Genomic DNA, 16,679 nt, shown 5'->3' with positions numbered 1-16,679 from the left:
CCTTGGCCGCGTTCGACATCATCGTTGCAGGCGCAGGTCCAGCCGGCGCGGCCGCTTCCCGCGCGCTTGCGATGTGCGCGCCGGAGCTTCGGGTGGCCGTGATCGCGCCGTCCGAGCGGCGCGGGCGAGGCGAAGGACGAGGCGAGGTCTTGTCACCGCTGGTCCAGCCGGTGCTGCGGCAGCTCGGTCTGTGGCCGACTTTCCTGGCGCAGGGCTTTGCGCCGTCGCACCGCACGCTCACCTCCTGGGACCAGGCCGGCCTGACGTCGAGCGAATTGCTGCTGGAAGCGCGCGGGCCGTCATGGCGCGTTGACCGCAGGGCGTTCGATGGCTGGCTCACGGCGGAGGGTTGCCGCGCGGCCGAGCGCGTCGATGCGAAGGTCTGTCATCTCGCGCGCGAGGCGGACGGCTGGTCGGTCGTTTGCGACGACGGCACCAGCCGTTCGGCCCGGCTGATCATCGATGCGACGGGCCGCGCCCGCGCACTCGCCGACCGCCAGGGTTCGCGGGCGAAAGCGCAGGACCGCCTGATTGCGGCCTATGCCGAGGCGACGACATCGGGACCGGCCGCACCGGAACTGCTCGTCGAGGCCTTTGAAGACGGCTGGTGGTACACGATGGCACTCGACCAGGGCAGGCGCGCCTTTGCCTGCATGACCGATGCCGATCTCGCGCGTGGCCTCAGGCTGAACACGCCGGACGGCTGGCGCAGAGCTCTCGCCAGGACGCAATTCGTCTCGGCGCTCGCGAGCAAGATCATTCGGCTCGAACCACCCCGCTTGATCCCTGCGGGCAGCCGGTACGCCGCAACGACTGCCGGCTTCCATTTCCTCTGTGCAGGCGATGCCGCAAGCGCTTTTGATCCGATCTCGGGTCATGGCGTGGTCAAGGCCATGCGCTCGGGTGTGTTCGCCGCCTATGCCGCCAGCGATTGCCTCGCACGCGGTGATGCGGCCGCTCTCGATCGCTACGGCGCGTGGATCGCGCGCGAAGCTGCGGCCTACGCGACGACGCTAAGCGAGCACTACGGCAGTGTCTCGCGCTGGCCCGAGCGGCCGTTCTGGCGGCGCCGGCGTGCCGACGCGCCTTCACGCAATCCTTCGAGCAGTCTTCTGGAACAGTAGGGCGGACAACATGATGAAGAGCTTCGCGCGAATTGGTCTTGTCATCGCCGCGCTGGGACCGAGCCTTCCAGCATTCGCGGCGCCGGTTCCCCGTGCTTTCGAACCGCCGCCGACGCTGCCCGGACAGGGCAATGTCGTGGCCCTGGAGGCCGGCGTGGCGCCGGCCGTTGGCGGCTGCCGGCCGCAAGGATCGATCTCGCGCAGCGGCTCGATCGTCTCGGTGGTGCTCAACTTCGTGCGCGGCCGCTTCTTCATCAACAACCCGGATCCGACCGATCCGCAACCGGATGGCCTCGACCCCGTCGAGCTGCGCTCCTATGGCGGCTGCAAGTCGGGCCCGGCGATCTTCGTCAAGCCCGGCGATACGCTGCGCGTCGACCTGATCAACCAGCTCGCGAAGGACGACCCGAGCTGTTTGCCCAATCCGCCGGAGGGGCTTGGCTTGCCGGCGTTGGTCGGGTGCTTCAACACCACCAACCTGCACACGCACGGCCTGCACGTTTCGCCCGCCGGCAACAGCGACAACGTGCTGCTCAACATCGCCCCGCAGACGAAGTTTCCGTATGAGATCAACATCCCCAACGACCATCCGGCGGGGACGTTCTGGTATCACGCCCACCGTCATGGCTCGACGGCAGTGCAGGTGGCGAGCGGCGCCTCGGGCGTGCTGGTCGTCAAGGGCGAGCGTCCCTATACGCCACCGTCGCCGCAGAACCCGAAGCCGATTGCCGATATCGACACGGTCCTGCATGACGTCAACGGCGCCCCGTTCAAGGAGCAGCTCTTCCTGTTTCAGCAGATCGCCTATGCCTGCTTCGCCAACCAGCCGAACCAGCCCGGCGGCCCGTGGCAGCAGATCTACACCACGCAGGGGCTCTACAACGCCAACAGTCCGGCAAATATCGCCAACGCGCCGTGGACGTGCCCGCTGGCGACGTCAGGCAATCCGGTAAGCCCCGGCGTCGTCGAGAACTTTGGCTTGCAACTGGACTCATCGTCGATCTGGGACACCAATGGCCGCTTCACCAGCGTCAATGGCATCGTGCAGCCGACGCTCACCGTGCCGGCGGGCGAGATCCAGCGCTGGCGCTTCGTGCATGCCGGCATTCACGACACGATCAACATTCAGCTCGTGCGCGCCACGCCGGTCGGCACAACGAACCTGATCGCGACCTCGGCGCTGAGCGGCAACCGCGAGCAGCAGAAGGCCGATCTTCTGGCTGCCTGCAACGCCTCGGCCGGCACGCTGATCCCGCAGTTCGAGATCGCATCCGACGGTCTGACCCGGACCAAATTGCGCACCGTGCACGCCTCGCAAGTCGGCGGCGTGCTTGAATCGAACTACATGCAGCCCGGCTGTCGCAGCGACGTCCTCGTCGTATTCCCCTCGGACGGGGACTATTGCCTGCTCAACCAGGCGGCGCCGAAGGCTGAGCGCGTGTCCAACGGCAATGGCGGCGGGCAGGGGCCGACGACGCCGCAATTGCTGGCCTATGTCCATGTGCGCGGAGGGCAGCCCGTGACGGGGGACCTGCAGGCCTATGTCGGCAAGGCGCTGTACGATGCCAATCCGACGCTGCCGGACGCCGTTCGCACCGGGCTGCGTGACGGCGATCTGCGGCCGTGGGCGCCATTCGAAGACCTTGCGCCGCCGGCTGCCGGCAGCCAGCAGCAGCAGGCGGCCTTCGCGATCAACTTCCCGGCCTTCACGGTCAACAACGCCTCGTATGATCCCGACGTGGTGAACTTCACGCGCGAGGTCAACACCACGGACGATTGGCTGCTGTCCGCGCAAGGCGAGCCGCACATCTTCCATATCCACGTCAATCCGTTCCAGGTGATCGACGTCACCACCACCAACACCAACGGTCAGCAGATATCGATCTACAATCCCGACGGCACCTGCAAACCTGACATCGTGTATGCCGACAAGCAGCAACTGGCCAACCAGTATTGCGGCATGTGGCACACATTCCGCGACACGATCATCGTCGAGAACAACTATCAGATCCGCGTCAGGACGCGGTACGACCGCTACATCGGCGAGTATGTCCTGCATTGCCACATCCTGGACCACGAGGACGCGGGCATGATGGCCAACATCGCAATCGTTCCCGACCTCAACGCGCCGGGCGGCGGCCTCGGGATGGCGGGGATGCGTCATGCCAAGCAGCCGACGGCGACACCCGCGGCGACGCCCGTAGGCCACAAACATTGATCGTCACAGGAAGCAGGGAGGATTTCGCGCGATGAAGATCGGCATTCCCGTCTACGACGGCGTCGACATGCTCGACGTCGCCGGTCCCTTCGAAATGTTCGACTGGGCCGACTTCGACGTCGAGATCGTCGCGGCAAAGCCGGGAATGAAACGGTTTCGCAACCGGGGATTTCCGTTCGAGGTCGCAAAATCCTTCGCGGAATGCGCCCAGTATGATGCCGTCTGGATTCCCGGCGGCGATCCAGACGCGCTCACCGAGATCATCAACGATCCGCACCGGACCTACTTCCAATTTCTGACCAGGCAGGCCACCGGTGCGAAGTACATGTGCTCGGTCTGCGAGGGGGCGATGCTGTTCGCGGCATCGGGTCTTCTCGACGACCACTGGGCGACGACCCACTGGGCTTTCCTGGAATGCTTTCCGACGCTGTTCCCGAAGGTGAAGGTTGCCGACGGACATCCGCGTTTCGTGCTGGATCGCAATCGCCTGACCGGAGCCGGAATATCCGCGGGCCTCGACGAGGCGCTGATGTTGATCACGCTGCTCGGAGGCACGGAGTTGGCGCGACAGGTTCAGCAAAACACCGAATACTATCCGGATCCGCCCGTGCGCAGCGCGATTCCCGCAGCGCCGCAGTGCCCTCTCCCAGGCGTCAAGCCGCCGGGGTCGACGCAATAGGTCCGGCCGACCGAATGCATCATCTAACTATCTGATATGTTGATACTTCAATCGGCCGCGTCGACTGCCGGGTTCAACTCATGGAACCGTTTCGTTGCTTGCGCGTTGTCTCCGCATGACCGAAGACCTTTCCTTCCGACGCAAACCCCTGACCCCTGAGCAGCGCCAGGCTCGTGATGCCGCACGCCGGATCGAGGCCGAAAAGGCCATGCGCGATCACGAAGAGGCCCAGAAGGCGTTTTACGCCAATAAGGAACGGCTGAGGGCCGAGCGGCTCGCGCGCGAAGCGGCCGAGGCGAAGGGCTGACCGAACGCGGTCGCCGCCCACAATCTTCTGAAGCGATCTCCCAACCGGAGACCGGCCGCTAATGCCGGTTGGACATTCCCGTTGCGCTCAAAGCCAGCTTGAGCGCCTGGACGGCGCCGGCGAACGCGCCGCGGGGCGCTTGCGCCTCGATCGCCTCGGCCGCGATGCGACAATCGTCGGCGACCTTGAGCAACCCGCTTCGCGCGAGATCCATGGTGGAGAGGGCAGCCTGCTCCAGGCAGACCCGTTCAAGCCGTCGAAACTCCCGCAGCTCTTTGTTCATGCGCCAGCTCTCGATGTCCCCCGGCCCATCCGGCGCCGAGTCTGCTTAACGGACGGTAAACATCTCTGCCTAGCCGATTTGGCTGGCGCGGCGCTGGTGCGTGCCGTGCCCACGCCCGGGCTGCGGTGCACCACCGCGCAGGCTTGACGGCCTCTGCCTTCCGGGAGGAAGATTCAAATGATCCTAAACTGACGAGAACCACGGAGACGTTCGCTCCCAGCCAGTCCGATTCTCCTCAGCGAAAACGCATTGGAGCTGACCATGACCACGTTCGACAAGCGCGAGCAGGGCTTTGAGGCCAAATTCGCCCACGACGAGGAATTCATGTTCAAGGCCACGGCCCGGTCCAACAAGCTGCTCGGGCTCTGGGCCGCGGGCCAGCTCGGGCTCAGCGGCGACGCCGCGGCAAGCTACGCAACGGCGCTGGTGACAGACAATCTGGAGAGCCAGAGCATCGACGATGTCGTGGGCAAGGTGTCCGGCGATCTTGCCGCCAAGGGCGTGGCGCGCGAGCAGGTCGCGCAGAAGCTTCAGGAGTGCCTGCACCAGGCGCTCGCGCAGCTCGAAGCAAGCAAACAATGAGAAGGCCGGCCGTTGCCCTCACTCGGCGTGCTTGCGCATTCCGGAGTCGCTGAGCCTGTCGACGTAGGCAATGCCGATCGCCGAGGCGATGAAGGTGATGTGGATCAGGACCTGCCACATCACGCCGGTCTCGGTGAAGCCGGCGCGGTTCGAGCCGAGATTGCCGGCCTCGATGAAGGTGCGTAGCAGCGCGATCGAGGAGATGCCGATGATGGCCATGGCGAGCTTGATCTTCAGGACGCTCGCATTGACGTGGCCGAGCCATTCCGGCTCGTCCGGATGACCCTGGAGGTCGAGCCGCGAAACGAAGGTCTCGTAGCCGCCGACGATGACCATCACGAGCAGGTTGGAGATCATCACGACGTCGATCAGCGCCAGCACGCTCATCATGATCTGCTGTTCGGTGAGGTCGATCGCGTGCCAGGACAGATGCCAGAGCTCCTTGAGGAACAGCACGATGTAGACGCATTGCGCCACGATCAGTCCGAGATAGAGCGGCAGTTGCAGCCAGCGCGAGCCGAAGATGATCATCGGCAGCAGGCCCAAACGCGGCAACGGCGGGCGGGGCTCGGTGCGCAGTTCGGACTCGGGTCCAGGCTCAACCGACATTCAGGCAGCATCCTCGCGAGCTGAGATGATCTCGCCTTCATGTAACCCGACAAGATGGCCGGTGGAAGACGGCCAAGCCGCTGGCTGCGGCCGGCAGATCGCGCAGTCTCGTGCTACCGTGCCGAACGGCCAAAGAGTCAGGGCTTGAATCGGGAGGCGGGGGTGTCTTGGAGCGGCTTCGGCAAAGGGCTCGGCGGCATCGCGGTCGCCGTCGCAATCGTGGTTGGCGCCGGTGGCGCGGAGGTCTCGGCGACGCCGCTGACGCCGTTTCGCTACGAGGCGCAGGCGCAACGTCATTGCCCACACGATCAGGTGGTCTGGCTCGATTTCAGGAAAGGCATCTACTACGGCAAGGGCCAGAAGCGGTACGGCCAGGGTTTCGACGGCAGCTTCGTCTGCCTGAGCGAGGCCCGCGACAGCCTTTATCGCCGCTCGCTATTGGGCCTGCGCTGAGCAGCGCGTGATTCGGAGGTTTGGGGAACGGCTATTTCCGGTCCGGCAGCTTCACCGGCACGTGCGGGGAGGTGCTGATCACCCGGGGGCTTCCGTCGGGATAGGTGCGGTCGCCGCGGATCAGCGATTCCAGAACCAGAAAAAATTTCTCAGCAAGCATTTGCGTCACCCTCGTTGGTGATGGCCTCTTGAAATGAGTCGACGCGCCGAACGCAGAAATTCAATCAACTAAACGGGAGCAGGGCAATACCGGACAGCGCTGTATGCTGCATCGCGGTGTAGTTGTGGTTAGAAAGAAGGAGACTGGTGGTGGTGCTCAGGCGAAGGCCAGTGCCACGAGGCTCGAGCAGAGAAGAAACAAGCCGCCGGCGGTCAGTGCCAGGAAGCCATCGGATACGAAGTCATGGTTGCGCATGGGACACCTGCCGCTCTCGTGTTTGATGCTCGGTCGGATCGATTAAGATTGTCCGAACGTGCCGTCTTGAAAGAGGTGATCCTTGCCGTCCGCGCGAATGCCCTCAGGCCCTCGTGCGGTAACCTTCAAACGCATGGGCCAGGAAGATCCCCGCGCTTACCAGACCCATCAGTGCCGAAACCGTCTCGATCATCGTCAAATTCCAGTTCGCCCCTGCAACCGAGAAAACGCGTGCGGCCTTGCACAGTCAAAAGAATTCCAGTGAGCCACAAGACAATGGGGGTGGAGTGAGGATTTGGCGCAACAGAATGTCCAGGAGTGGCACAGAGCAGGGTGCCTGCGCTCCGTAGATCAACGGGGAGAAGCGAACGCCCCGTTTACCATCTCGGCGTGAACGCTGTGGGCTCCCCATTTCCGCCGTGTTCGGGTTGCGTTATCCTTACTGCTTCCGACGCGGTGGTGGGCCGCCTCGGATTTTGGGACCGGACAGCGCTCCCCCGTAGCCAAAGCGGGTTGGGTACGCCTCCGGCGAAGTGGTATTTGGGGCTCATGGGGATCCGACGGTCAGATTCGGTTTTGCGGGCCGCACGCGGTGTTGCGGCGGTCGCGACCTGCCTCGCGCTCGCCAATTGCGCCTCCTCGAACAAGTTCGCCAGCCGGGTCGATCCGAAATACGGCGTGTCCTCGAGCCCGCGGGTCGTGGCGCTTGGGGATCCGGTTCCGAAAGGCGGCGGCACCTACCGCGTCGGTAAGCCCTATGTTGTGGCCGGCCGGACCTACGTGCCGGAGGAGGACGTCAACTACCGCGCCGAGGGTATGGCGTCCTGGTACGGCGACGATTTCCACGGCCGCCTGACCGCTAATGGCGAAGTGTTCGACATGACCTCGCTGACAGCGGCGCATCCGACCCTGCCGATGCCGTCCTATGCGCGGGTGACCAATGTCTCGAACGGCAAATCGCTGATCGTGCGCGTCAACGACCGCGGGCCCTATCACGGCAACCGGCTGATCGACGTCTCGAACAAAGCCGCTGAACTCCTTGAATTCAAAGGCAATGGCGTCGCCAAGGTCCGTGTCGAATACGTCGGCCGGGCGCCGCTGGAAGGCTCCGACGATCGCCAGTTGATGGCGACCCTGCGCACCGGGATCCCGGCGCCGTCGCCCTCGATGGTGCGGGTCGCCTCGGCAAGGCCCTTCGTGCCGGAGCTGCCATCGTCGAACCGCAGCGCCATTCGCGGCGAGGTTCCGACGCCGGAGGGGCGGCCCTACAATCTCGGCAACACCTCTGCCGACATGGCGTCGCTCAACGCGACCTCGGAGATGTCGGCCTCGAGCCGCAGCCGGGGCCGCGGCCGAGCGCTCCAGAACGCGCGCGCAGTGTCCTATGACGAGGATGGCCGCTACGCGACCGAGAACGCGCCGTCATCGGCCGACGGCGCCGCCGAGGCCCGCAGCATCCTGAGCGGCCGCGGCCTCTACTAAGCAGGTACCAAGCCGGCAAATCCGGCGAGCGGCGTAGCGCCCAGGGATCAGAATGGGATGCGCGCGCGTCCCGTGAACGTCCAGATCTGCGTGTTGCTGCCGATGCCGCCGAGTTCGGCGCCGAAGCCGACCGTGGTGCCGCCCGCCAGCCTTGCGCCGATGCCGCCCGTGATGCGGGCTGACCAGCCCTGGAGCAATGGTGTCGAAGCGAGCGGGATGCCGCCCGCAGCAACGATCGCGGCCGCATCGTCCTGCGTGAAGTAATAGTCGGCAAAGACGCCGGCATAGGGCGCCAGCAGCACGCTATCGAGCCACGGTATGGGGTAGGAGACCCTGTTGCCGGCAGACGCGCGGCCGCTCGAGAAGGTGCGGGCCGCCTGCTGGGTGCCGAGCGAGTCGACATAGGCGTTTTCCCGCTCCCAGATCGCGTAGACCTTGGCCGACGGTTCGATATTGAAATTGGCCCAGCTGTAGCTGCCGGTGAAGCCGGTCGCGAATATCCAGCGATTGCCGTTGAAGTTGCCTTGGGCCGTGCCGGCGGTGCCGTCATAGCCGATGCCGGAATAGGTCACGGCCACGTCGTAACGCAGCGTCGGGATGATCTTCCAGCCGAGATAGGCACCGACGGTCCAGCCGTCGCCCTTCAGCTTTCCGTTGATGTCGGTCTGGGTGTAGCTGAAGTTCTCATAGCCGCCGGTCACACCGACCAGCAAATTGGGTCTCGCCCGGTAGGTCAGTCCGGACAGCAGGTTGATCTGCTGGCCGAAGAGCGTGGCCTGGGTTGCACCCTGACCGATGTTGCCGGACGAGCCCCACTGATCGATGCCGCTGCCGCGCGCGTCGATCCAGAACAGCCAGTCCTTCTGCTCCCTGAAGCGCGCAGCCGGTGCCTTGGTCGGAGCCGCCCGATCGATCGCGGCGAAGGCGTCATCGATCCGCGAGGAGCCGCGCCCGCGGCCGCCGGTCCGGCCGGGGCCGCCGTCGCCCGAATAGGCGTTCAAACTTTGAGAACCGGGCTGCTGACCGGATTTGGGCTTGTCGTCCTCATCGCCGTCGGGCGCGGCGGCGAAATTGACGCGCAGTCCGCCCGCGCCTGGCGTGATGTATTGCCCGCCGTCGCTGAACCCTTCGGAAATCGCGGTGTCAATCGAACCGGAGATCGCCTGTCCCGAACTCTGCGCCACGATCTTGGTGACGTTGAGCTGGAGGGCGCGCAGCTTGGCGCTGTCGGCGGGAATGTCGACCGACTGGTTCAGAGCCGGCGAGGTCGAGGCGTTGAAGGCCACACTGACGTTGTAGGTTGCCGTGATGCTGTGATTGCCGACGGCGAGTGTGGTCGTGGCAAAGGTGGCGACACCGGCCGACAGGGTAGACGTGCCGATCGGCGTGCCGCCGTCGTTGAAAGTGACCGTTCCCGTCGGCGTTCCGCCCAAGCTGCTCACCTTGGCCGTGAAAGTTACAGACTCGCCGTAGCTGCTCGGATTCTTCGACGACGTGAGCTCCGTGGTGGTCGTCGCGGACAGATAGGTGAACCTGTCTGCCGCCGAGGTCGGCGACGTCCCTCCGGCCGTCGTCACGGTGACATCGACCGTGCCGGCGCCGGGCGGCGAGGTTGCGGTGATCGACGTTGCCGAATTGACCGTGAAGCTGGTCGCGTTGTTGGCGCCGAACTTCACTGCGATGGCGCCGGTGAATCCGGTCCCCGTGACCGCCACGGAGGTGCTGCCGATCGCGGATCCGGAGCTCGGTGAGATCGAGCCGACCGTTGGTGCCGGCGTGTAGCTGAATTGGTCCGATGCCGATGTGGCGGACGTTCCGCCTGGCGTCGTCACGGTGACATCGACCGTACCGGCGCCGGCCGGCGAGACCGCGGTGATCGAGGTTGCCGAATTGACAGTGAAGCTGGTCGCATTGGTTGCGCCGAACTTCACCGCGGTGGCTCCGGACAACGCGGTGCCCGTGATGGTGACCGACGTTCCGCCGGCGAGCAGGCCCGCATTCGGCGCAACCGACGTCACCGCCGGCGTCGCGGCGTAGCTGAACTGATCCGCCGCGGACATTGCCGACGTTCCGCCTACCGTCGTTACCCTGATGTCCACGGTGCCGGCCCCGGCAGGCGATGTCGCGGTGATCTGGGTTGCCGAATTGACGGTGAAGCCGGCCGCCGCCGTGGCGCCGAACGTCACCACCGTTGCACCTGACAGATTGGCGCCGGTGATCGTGACAATGGTGCCGCCGCCTAGGGGGCCGCCTGTCGGCGAAATCGACGTGATCGAGGGAGGGCCGGCATAGGTGAACTGATCAGCCGCCGAGATCGCGGACGTCCCGCCCGGCGTCGTGACCCTGACGTCAACAGCACCGGCGGCCCCCGCCGGAGAGGTCGCGGTGATCGAGGTCGCTGAATTGAACGTGAAGCCGGCCGCGGCCGTCCCGCCGAATGACACGGCCGTGACGCCGGTGAAATTGGTGCCCGTGATCGTCACCACCGTGCCGCCGGCCGCCGGCCCCGACGTCGGCGAAAGCGACGTGACGGCTGGCGTGGCGACATAGGTGAACTGGTCGGCGGCGGAGGTGGCCGAGGTGCCGCCGGCTGTCGTCACCCTGATGTCGATCGTGCTGGTTCCTGCCGGCGACGTCGCGGTGATCTGGGTCGCCGAATTGACCGTGACGCCAGTCGCAGCCGTTGCTCCGAACACTACGGTCGTCGCGCCTGTGAAGTTGGTGCCGGTGATGGTTACGGTGGTGCCGCCAACGCCCGGACCCGAGGTCGGCGAAATCGAAGTGACCGTCGGTGCCGGAACATAAGTGAATTGATCGGCTGCTGACGTTGCCGATGTTCCGCCCACGGTCGTCACCGTGATGTCGACCGTACCAGTGCCTGCGGGCGATGTCGCGGTGATCTGGGTCGCCGAATTGACCGCGAAACCGGTTGCCGCCGTTGCGCCGAACGTGACCGCAGTTGCTCCGGAGAAGTTCGTACCGGTGATGACCACGGTCGTGCCGCCGGTCTGCGGACCCGATGTCGGCGAGATCGACGTCACGGTCGGCGGCGCGGCATAGGTGAACTGATCCGCAGCCGAGGTCGCTGATGTCCCGCCCGGTGTTGTGACCCTGACGTCAACAGCACCGGCGGCACCCGCCGGCGAGGTCGCCGTGATCGATGTCGCTGAATTGAATGTGAAGCCGGCCGCCGCGGTCCCGCCGAACGTCACGGCCGTGACTCCGGTGAAGTTGGTGCCGGTGATCGTCACCGACGTCCCGCCGGCCGCCGGACCTGCGGTCGGGGAGATCGAGGTGACGGTGGGAGCGGCAATATAAGTGAACTGGTCCGCTGCAGATGTTGCGGACGTGCCGCCGGCTGTCGTCACCCTGATGTCGATCGTGCTGGTTCCTGCCGGCGACGTCGCGGTGATCTGGGTCGCCGAATTAACCGTGACGCCAGTCGCAGCCGCTGCTCCGAACACCACGGCCGTCGCGCCTGTGAAGTTGGTGCCGGTGATGGTTACGGTGGTGCCGCCAGAGCCCGGACCCGAGGTCGGCGAAATCGAGGTGACGGTGGGCGCGCCCACATAGGTGAACTGGTCGGAGGCCGTGGTCGCGGACGTTCCGCCTACTGTCGTGACGGTGACGTCGACGGTGCCGGTTCCGGCAGGCGCAGTGGCCGTGATCTGGGTATTGGAATTGACCGTGTAGCTCGCGGCATTGTTGGCGCCGAACTTCACGCCGGCAGCGCCTGTGGTCGTGCTGAAATTCGTGCCGGTGATGATCACCGATGTGCCGCCACCGGTTGGACCTGATGTCGGCGATATCGAGGTTACAGTCGGCGCGGCGACATAGGTGAACTGGTCCGCCGCCGACGTCGGCGATGTCGAGCCGTTGGTGACGGTGACATCGACGGTCCCGGCGGACCCCGCCGGCGCCGTCGCCGTGATCTGCGTATTGGAATTGACGGTGTAACCCGTCGCGTTGGTGGCGCCGAACTTGACGCCGGCCGCGCCGGTCGTCCCGGTGAAGTTGGTACCCGTGATCACCACCGAAGTGCCGCCGGCGAGCGGCCCGGTCGTCGGTGAAACCGACGTCACCGTGGGGCTGGGTAGATTGATCGTGAACGTATAAGGGGTGTTTGCGATCGAGCTGCCGGAGCAGCCCACGTTGAAATCGCTGCAGCCCGGCGTGTAATACAGGGTGATCGAGTCCTGTCCGCCACCTGTCTTGCTGTTCAGCGTGATATCGATCTCGGCCTGGCCGGCCTTCGCGGATTGACCGTTTTGGTTCGGGTTCGTTGGATGAAATGTGTAAGTTGCCTTTGACGTGGTCGGATTATAATCGGCCGCTGTGAGCAGTGGGCTGCCCGAATGGCCGCTCGAATTTGCGATCGGTGCATTGTAAAAGGCGTCTGTGCCCGCGACGGAATAGACGCCGTATACAACCGAGTCGTCGGCCGCGGCTGCGCCGACGGTCAGACACAGGCGATAGATCTGACCGACCGACGTGAAGTTGATGGTCACGCCCGACGTCGAATCCGTCGTTTGATCGCAAGCCGCGTTCGCCGCTGCCATCGCGCCGAGCATCACGACGGCCGCGATGCAGATGCGTTGAGCCGCCCGCCAGAGAGAGCGCAATATCCGCGAAGGCGTAGCTTCACCATCACGTGTCGGGATCGCCAATTTCCCGATTATCGCTGGAATGGCCACCGCAATTGCGTGACTCACCGGCCCCCCTTAGCGGCAGCTCTCGATAGAGCATCCGCCTAAAATCCCTGATTGTGAAATTATTCGCCTATATCGTTGCGTGCATTTGACGGGACGCGGTGCGCAACGCAAGCGAGCGAGCCAGCCAAACTGCTCAAACCAAGTCGCAAGCACTACTTTCCGGCGAACCGTTGCATAGCGGCAACAAAAGCGTGCTTTGATAGTAATCGACGGAAACGCTTGGCGTGTCAATTTATGGTTGCGCTTGCGCTTGACTGTCGACGCTGGCTGTTCAACAATCTTGGCGAGTGGGCCGCAATAAATTCATTCTTTAATTTAAGTGCCGCCGTCGTGGTCTGCATCATCACGCGACGGGTCGTTAGTTTTTTGGGGGAGGGGTCATGCCGTTACAGCCGGTTCTCGGACAGATCATGCCTTTTGCGGGCGCAGTGATTCCCAGAGGTTGGGCGCTGTGTAACGGTGCGCTGCTGGCCATCCAGCAAAATTCCGCGCTGTTCTCGTTGCTCGGCACCTATTATGGCGGCAACGGAGTGACGACGTTTGCACTCCCGGATCTGCGCGGTCGCGCGATCCTCGGCTCGAGTGGCGCCGGCCAATATCCCGTGGGCATGACCGGCGGATCGTATATGGCCAGCCTCAATGTGCAGCAGCTCCCGGCCCACAATCATCTCATTCAAGTGTCTGCAGCGGTCGGAGGAGGCGGACGCGGGAGCGTCCCTCCCACAGGCAACGTCTTCGCGACAAACTCACTGCCGGCGACCAACCCGACGAAGATTTTTGCCGCAGCCGGGAGCGGCGACACGCCATTGGCCACCGCCACCAATCTGGTGAACGAAGGCGGCAACCAGCAGCATAACAACATGCAGCCCTATCTCACGATCAGCTATCTGATCGCGACGCAGGGGATTTTTCCGTCGCGAAGCTGAGCGGCTGCACGGCCGCATTTTCGCAAACGTAATCCGCCCACTTCAATTTTCCCATATTCGCGCATTCGCCGATCGGAATTCGCGCATTCGCCGATCGGATCGGAACGGGCGCACACCAAAGGATCATATGCGATGGCAGATCCGTTTATCGGCGAGATCAGGTTGTTTGGCTTTCCGCGGGTGCCGGACGGCTGGTTCGCCTGCAATGGACAGTCGGTCTCGATTGCCCAGTTTGAGACGCTTTACGCCGTGATCGGCACCACCTATGGCGGCGATGGCGTCAACACGTTCAACCTTCCCGATCTGCGCGGCCGTGTGCCGATCGGACAGGGACAGGGGACAGGCCTTCCGAACTATACGCTGGGCCAGCCCGGGGGTGAGGAGAACCACACCCTGATCGAAGCCGAAATGCCGACCCACAGTCATGCGCTGATGTCCTCGACCGCGACAGCAACGGATGTAACGCCCGGGCCGACCCTCCATCTTGCCACGGCGTCAGCAGGTGAACTCTACGCACCGATTGCGAACGCCGGGACGTACTCCACGATGGCCCCCTGCGTCGCCACTTCGGGCAACAGCATCGGGCACAACAACATGATGCCGAGCGTCGTTGCCAATTACTGCATTTGCTACGCGGGCGTCTTCCCTTCGTCCGGTTAGGCTGCGCACGCATCCGTATTCAGTCTCAAGGAAAGACAACATGTCAGATCCGTTCGTCGGAGAAATCCAGGCTTTTACGTTTCCTTTTGCAGTCGGCGGCTTCAACAGCGCCTGGCTACCGTGCGGCGGCCAGCTCCTGCCAATTCAGGGCTACAGTGCGTTATTTGCACTCATCGGTACCTATTACGGCGGCAATGGCACGACCAATTTCGCCTTGCCGAACCTGAACGGTTCGGTCGCGATCGGCCAGGGGCAAGGTCCGGGATTGCAAAATTATGTCGTCGGCGAGACCGTCGGCAGTTCGACGGTGACGCTGATCGGCGACAACATGGCGAGGCACACGCACGCCCTGCAACTCGGCGACAAGAGCGCGACAGGCGCTACGGCAGGTCCCGGCGCGGCGGGGACCACGGTTGCGATCGACCCGAACTTCACCGGCTTCACGGCGCCACCCGGCAGTCTCACCTTGGTGCCAAGCGCCGTCACACTCACCGGGCAGAACCTGCCGCACGACAACATGCAGCCGACCCAGGCGATCGTGTGGTGTATCGCCTACGCGGGAATCTTTCCGGCTTTTGGCAGCTCCTGAACGATCTTGAGTGCGCGACGGCATGATTGACGGCGCGCCGCTCGACATCGTTCCGGACGATCCGGCTCTTCGGCTTCGGCCCGCAAGTCCGATCGACGAGCCGTTCATCCGGCATCTCTTCGAGGAGGTGCGGACGGGGCAATTCACCGCGACCGGATTGTCCGGGCCGATCGTCGGCCAGATCATCGCGCAACAGTTCCGCGGCCAGGCGGCCGGCTATGCCGCGCAGTTTCCGGGTGCGATCTCGCTGATCGTCACACAGGACGGGACCGCGATCGGCCGGCTGCTGCTTCATTGCGAAAGCGAGCACTGGCACATCATCGATATCGCGCTGCTGCCGGCCGATTGCGGTCGCGGCGCCGGTACGAAGATCCTCGACGCGCTCGAAGCGAGCGCACGGCAGCAGGGTCTCGGCGCGCTGACCCTCTCGGTGCTCGCGGACAATTCGGCCGCGCTCAGGTTTTACCTGCGGCGAGGATTTGCCGAGACCGGGCAGGCGGGCGCCGCCCATATCGCGATGAAAAAGGATCTCGCCTAACGCACAGTCACCTCGCGCAGGAACTTCAGCAGCGCAGCATTGACCTCGTCGGACCGTTCCTGCTGGACCCAATGGCCGGCGCCTTCGATGATCAGCTTCCGCGTCAGATTGGGCAGGACGCGCTCGAGCTCGTTGACGCGCTTGGCGCCGATCAGGCCGGTGATGACGGCGTCTTTGGAGCCGGCAATGAAGAGCGACGGCTGATGGATCTGCGCGTCCTGCCAGGGCGCCGTCAGCTCCCAATTGCGGTCGAGGTTACGGTACCAGTTCAGCCCGCCGCGGAAGCCGGACTTGCGGAAGCTTTCGGTGAAATAGGCGAGGTCAGCCTCGCTGAGCCAGTTGGGCAGCGGCTCCTCGGCGAGCGCGTGACCGAGAAAGCCCTTGCCCTCCTGGACGAACATCGCGGCACTGGGATCGGCAAGGCCGCGCCCGCCGAGCACGATGCGCATGGTGCGGGCGATGTCACGCTCGAACTCGGCCTCGGCGACGCCGGGCGTCTGGAAATACTGCCAGTAGAAATTGGTGACGCCGCCCTGGCGCAGCAGATCGAGCGGCTTGCCGCGGCCGCGGAATGGCGGCGGCACGCTCAGGCCCGCCACCGCCGTGAAGATGTCGGGCCGGAACAGCGCCGCATGCCAGGCGACCGGCGCGCCCCAGTCGTGGCCGACCACCATCGCTTTGGTCTCGCCGAGCGCGTGCACGAGGCCAACGATGTCGCCGACCGTGTCGAAGATCGAGTAGGCGGCGACGTCCGCCGGTGCCGCGCTCTGGCCGTAGCCGCGCATGTCAGGGGCGACGACGCGAAACCCGGCGTCCGCCAGCGCCGGGATCTGGTGGCGCCAGGAGTAGGATAGCTCGGGCCAGCCGTGGCACAGCACCACCAGCGGACCTTGGCCGGCTTCGCGGATGAACAGGTCGATCCCGTTGGCCTTGATGACGCGGGTGGACAACATCGCTTTTCCGCCTTGTTTCAGGGGTTTGGTCGGGAAATATGAGGTGCCACGATAGGGGCGCGCCGAGAATCGTGCAATCTCGGGTTCGGCGGCCAGCCCCGTGTTGTTCGCACCGGTTCCTGCTGTTAGAACGCCGCTCTCAGGGCTTC

At 64.5% G+C, this 16,679-nt stretch carries 16 protein-coding genes; 11 read left to right on the top strand and 5 right to left on the bottom strand.

Annotated elements, in window-relative coordinates:
• Positions 1 to 2 precede the first annotated feature (2 nt).
• The 4 genes from AB7245_RS22865 (at position 3) to AB7245_RS22850 (ending at position 4,328) form a co-directional block, all read left to right on the top strand.
• Entirely contained in the window at positions 3 to 1,124 is a 1,122-nt protein-coding gene (locus AB7245_RS22865) for a tryptophan 7-halogenase (protein WP_244623034.1), read from the top strand.
• Positions 1,125 to 1,134: 10 nt separating this feature from the next.
• Positions 1,135 to 3,342, top strand: coding sequence for a multicopper oxidase family protein (locus tag AB7245_RS22860; protein WP_439035003.1), 2,208 nt, complete (start codon positions 1,135 to 1,137; stop codon positions 3,340 to 3,342).
• Positions 3,343 to 3,373: 31 nt separating this feature from the next.
• Complete coding sequence (locus AB7245_RS22855; protein ID WP_085401509.1) at positions 3,374 to 4,021, top strand: DJ-1/PfpI family protein; 648 nt, start codon at positions 3,374 to 3,376, stop codon at positions 4,019 to 4,021.
• A 115-nt stretch (positions 4,022 to 4,136) separates the two neighbouring features.
• Positions 4,137 to 4,328 (top strand): hypothetical protein, encoded by a 192-nt coding sequence (locus AB7245_RS22850; RefSeq protein ID WP_028153368.1) that lies wholly within the window; start codon positions 4,137 to 4,139, stop codon positions 4,326 to 4,328.
• 58 nt (positions 4,329 to 4,386) lie between these two features.
• On the opposite strand, the gene AB7245_RS22845 is transcribed toward AB7245_RS22850, so the two are convergent.
• Positions 4,387 to 4,611 carry a hypothetical protein gene (locus AB7245_RS22845; protein ID WP_028153369.1) on the bottom strand — a complete coding sequence of 75 codons (225 nt, stop codon included), beginning with the start codon at positions 4,609 to 4,611 and terminating at the stop codon, positions 4,387 to 4,389.
• 261 nt (positions 4,612 to 4,872) lie between these two features.
• On the opposite strand from AB7245_RS22845, the gene AB7245_RS22840 reads away from it, so the two are divergent.
• The gene (locus AB7245_RS22840; RefSeq protein ID WP_063986370.1) at positions 4,873 to 5,193 is read left to right on the top strand and encodes a DUF1476 domain-containing protein; all 321 of its coding nucleotides are present in this window, start codon (positions 4,873 to 4,875) and stop codon (positions 5,191 to 5,193) included.
• An 18-nt stretch (positions 5,194 to 5,211) separates the two neighbouring features.
• Here the strand turns inward: AB7245_RS22840 and AB7245_RS22835 are convergent, their stop codons facing one another.
• Positions 5,212 to 5,802, bottom strand: coding sequence for a TIGR00645 family protein (locus AB7245_RS22835; RefSeq protein WP_063983282.1), 591 nt, complete (start codon positions 5,800 to 5,802; stop codon positions 5,212 to 5,214).
• A gap of 162 nt (positions 5,803 to 5,964) precedes the next feature.
• On the opposite strand from AB7245_RS22835, the gene AB7245_RS22830 reads away from it, so the two are divergent.
• Positions 5,965 to 6,255, top strand: a complete 291-nt coding sequence (locus tag AB7245_RS22830; protein WP_071913898.1) for a hypothetical protein — start codon at positions 5,965 to 5,967, stop codon at positions 6,253 to 6,255.
• Positions 6,256 to 6,286: 31 nt separating this feature from the next.
• Here the strand turns inward: AB7245_RS22830 and AB7245_RS22825 are convergent, their stop codons facing one another.
• Complete coding sequence (locus AB7245_RS22825; RefSeq protein ID WP_256374848.1) at positions 6,287 to 6,415, bottom strand: hypothetical protein; 129 nt, start codon at positions 6,413 to 6,415, stop codon at positions 6,287 to 6,289.
• 804 nt (positions 6,416 to 7,219) lie between these two features.
• On the opposite strand from AB7245_RS22825, the gene AB7245_RS22820 reads away from it, so the two are divergent.
• Positions 7,220 to 8,152: a septal ring lytic transglycosylase RlpA family protein gene (locus AB7245_RS22820; RefSeq protein ID WP_085401508.1), complete on the top strand. Its 933-nt coding sequence runs from the start codon at positions 7,220 to 7,222 to the stop codon at positions 8,150 to 8,152.
• Between the two features lie 47 nt (positions 8,153 to 8,199).
• On the opposite strand, the gene AB7245_RS22815 is transcribed toward AB7245_RS22820, so the two are convergent.
• A complete protein-coding gene (locus AB7245_RS22815) occupies positions 8,200 to 12,660 on the bottom strand; it encodes an IPT/TIG domain-containing protein (RefSeq protein WP_245344096.1) in 4,461 nt (1,486 codons plus the stop codon).
• Between the two features lie 584 nt (positions 12,661 to 13,244).
• On the opposite strand from AB7245_RS22815, the gene AB7245_RS22810 reads away from it, so the two are divergent.
• From AB7245_RS22810 to AB7245_RS22795, 4 genes are all read left to right on the top strand, one after another.
• Positions 13,245 to 13,790 (top strand): phage tail protein, encoded by a 546-nt coding sequence (locus AB7245_RS22810; RefSeq protein WP_063983286.1) that lies wholly within the window; start codon positions 13,245 to 13,247, stop codon positions 13,788 to 13,790.
• A gap of 132 nt (positions 13,791 to 13,922) precedes the next feature.
• Complete coding sequence (locus tag AB7245_RS22805; RefSeq protein WP_085401506.1) at positions 13,923 to 14,450, top strand: phage tail protein; 528 nt, start codon at positions 13,923 to 13,925, stop codon at positions 14,448 to 14,450.
• A gap of 40 nt (positions 14,451 to 14,490) precedes the next feature.
• On the top strand, positions 14,491 to 15,039 hold the full coding sequence (locus AB7245_RS22800) for a phage tail protein (RefSeq protein WP_085401505.1): 549 nt from the start codon (positions 14,491 to 14,493) through the stop codon (positions 15,037 to 15,039).
• 22 nt (positions 15,040 to 15,061) lie between these two features.
• Positions 15,062 to 15,577: a GNAT family N-acetyltransferase gene (locus tag AB7245_RS22795; RefSeq protein WP_085401538.1), complete on the top strand. Its 516-nt coding sequence runs from the start codon at positions 15,062 to 15,064 to the stop codon at positions 15,575 to 15,577.
• On the opposite strand, the gene AB7245_RS22790 is transcribed toward AB7245_RS22795, so the two are convergent.
• Entirely contained in the window at positions 15,574 to 16,530 is a 957-nt protein-coding gene (locus tag AB7245_RS22790) for an alpha/beta fold hydrolase (RefSeq protein WP_085401504.1), read from the bottom strand. The two genes, AB7245_RS22795 and AB7245_RS22790, sit on opposite strands and share 4 nt — an antisense overlap.
• Positions 16,531 to 16,679 lie beyond the last annotated feature (149 nt).

Source organism: Bradyrhizobium sp. 604_D8_N2_3, from assembly GCF_051810765.1.
GTDB lineage: Bacteria > Pseudomonadota > Alphaproteobacteria > Rhizobiales > Xanthobacteraceae > Bradyrhizobium > Bradyrhizobium barranii.
The sequence above is the reverse complement of the archived record's forward strand: the minus strand, read 5'-3'. Positions and strand labels throughout refer to the sequence as shown.

Excerpts from the sequence above, each read along its gene's own strand:
- AB7245_RS22790 (WP_085401504.1), bottom strand. The coding sequence starts at position 16,530 with ATGTTGTCCACCCGCGTCATCAAGGCCAACGGGATCGACCTGTTCATC.
- AB7245_RS22800 (WP_085401505.1), top strand. The coding sequence starts at position 14,491 with ATGTCAGATCCGTTCGTCGGAGAAATCCAGGCTTTTACGTTTCCTTTT.
- AB7245_RS22810 (WP_063983286.1), top strand. The coding sequence starts at position 13,245 with ATGCCGTTACAGCCGGTTCTCGGACAGATCATGCCTTTTGCGGGCGCA.
- AB7245_RS22825 (WP_256374848.1), bottom strand. The coding sequence starts at position 6,415 with ATGCTTGCTGAGAAATTTTTTCTGGTTCTGGAATCGCTGATCCGCGGC.
- AB7245_RS22845 (WP_028153369.1), bottom strand. The coding sequence starts at position 4,611 with ATGAACAAAGAGCTGCGGGAGTTTCGACGGCTTGAACGGGTCTGCCTG.
- AB7245_RS22855 (WP_085401509.1), top strand. The coding sequence starts at position 3,374 with ATGAAGATCGGCATTCCCGTCTACGACGGCGTCGACATGCTCGACGTC.
- AB7245_RS22860 (WP_439035003.1), top strand. The coding sequence starts at position 1,135 with ATGATGAAGAGCTTCGCGCGAATTGGTCTTGTCATCGCCGCGCTGGGA.
- AB7245_RS22850 (WP_028153368.1), top strand. The coding sequence starts at position 4,137 with ATGACCGAAGACCTTTCCTTCCGACGCAAACCCCTGACCCCTGAGCAG.
- AB7245_RS22835 (WP_063983282.1), bottom strand. The coding sequence starts at position 5,802 with ATGTCGGTTGAGCCTGGACCCGAGTCCGAACTGCGCACCGAGCCCCGC.
- AB7245_RS22820 (WP_085401508.1), top strand. The coding sequence starts at position 7,220 with ATGGGGATCCGACGGTCAGATTCGGTTTTGCGGGCCGCACGCGGTGTT.
- AB7245_RS22795 (WP_085401538.1), top strand. The coding sequence starts at position 15,062 with ATGATTGACGGCGCGCCGCTCGACATCGTTCCGGACGATCCGGCTCTT.
- AB7245_RS22840 (WP_063986370.1), top strand. The coding sequence starts at position 4,873 with ATGACCACGTTCGACAAGCGCGAGCAGGGCTTTGAGGCCAAATTCGCC.
- AB7245_RS22805 (WP_085401506.1), top strand. The coding sequence starts at position 13,923 with ATGGCAGATCCGTTTATCGGCGAGATCAGGTTGTTTGGCTTTCCGCGG.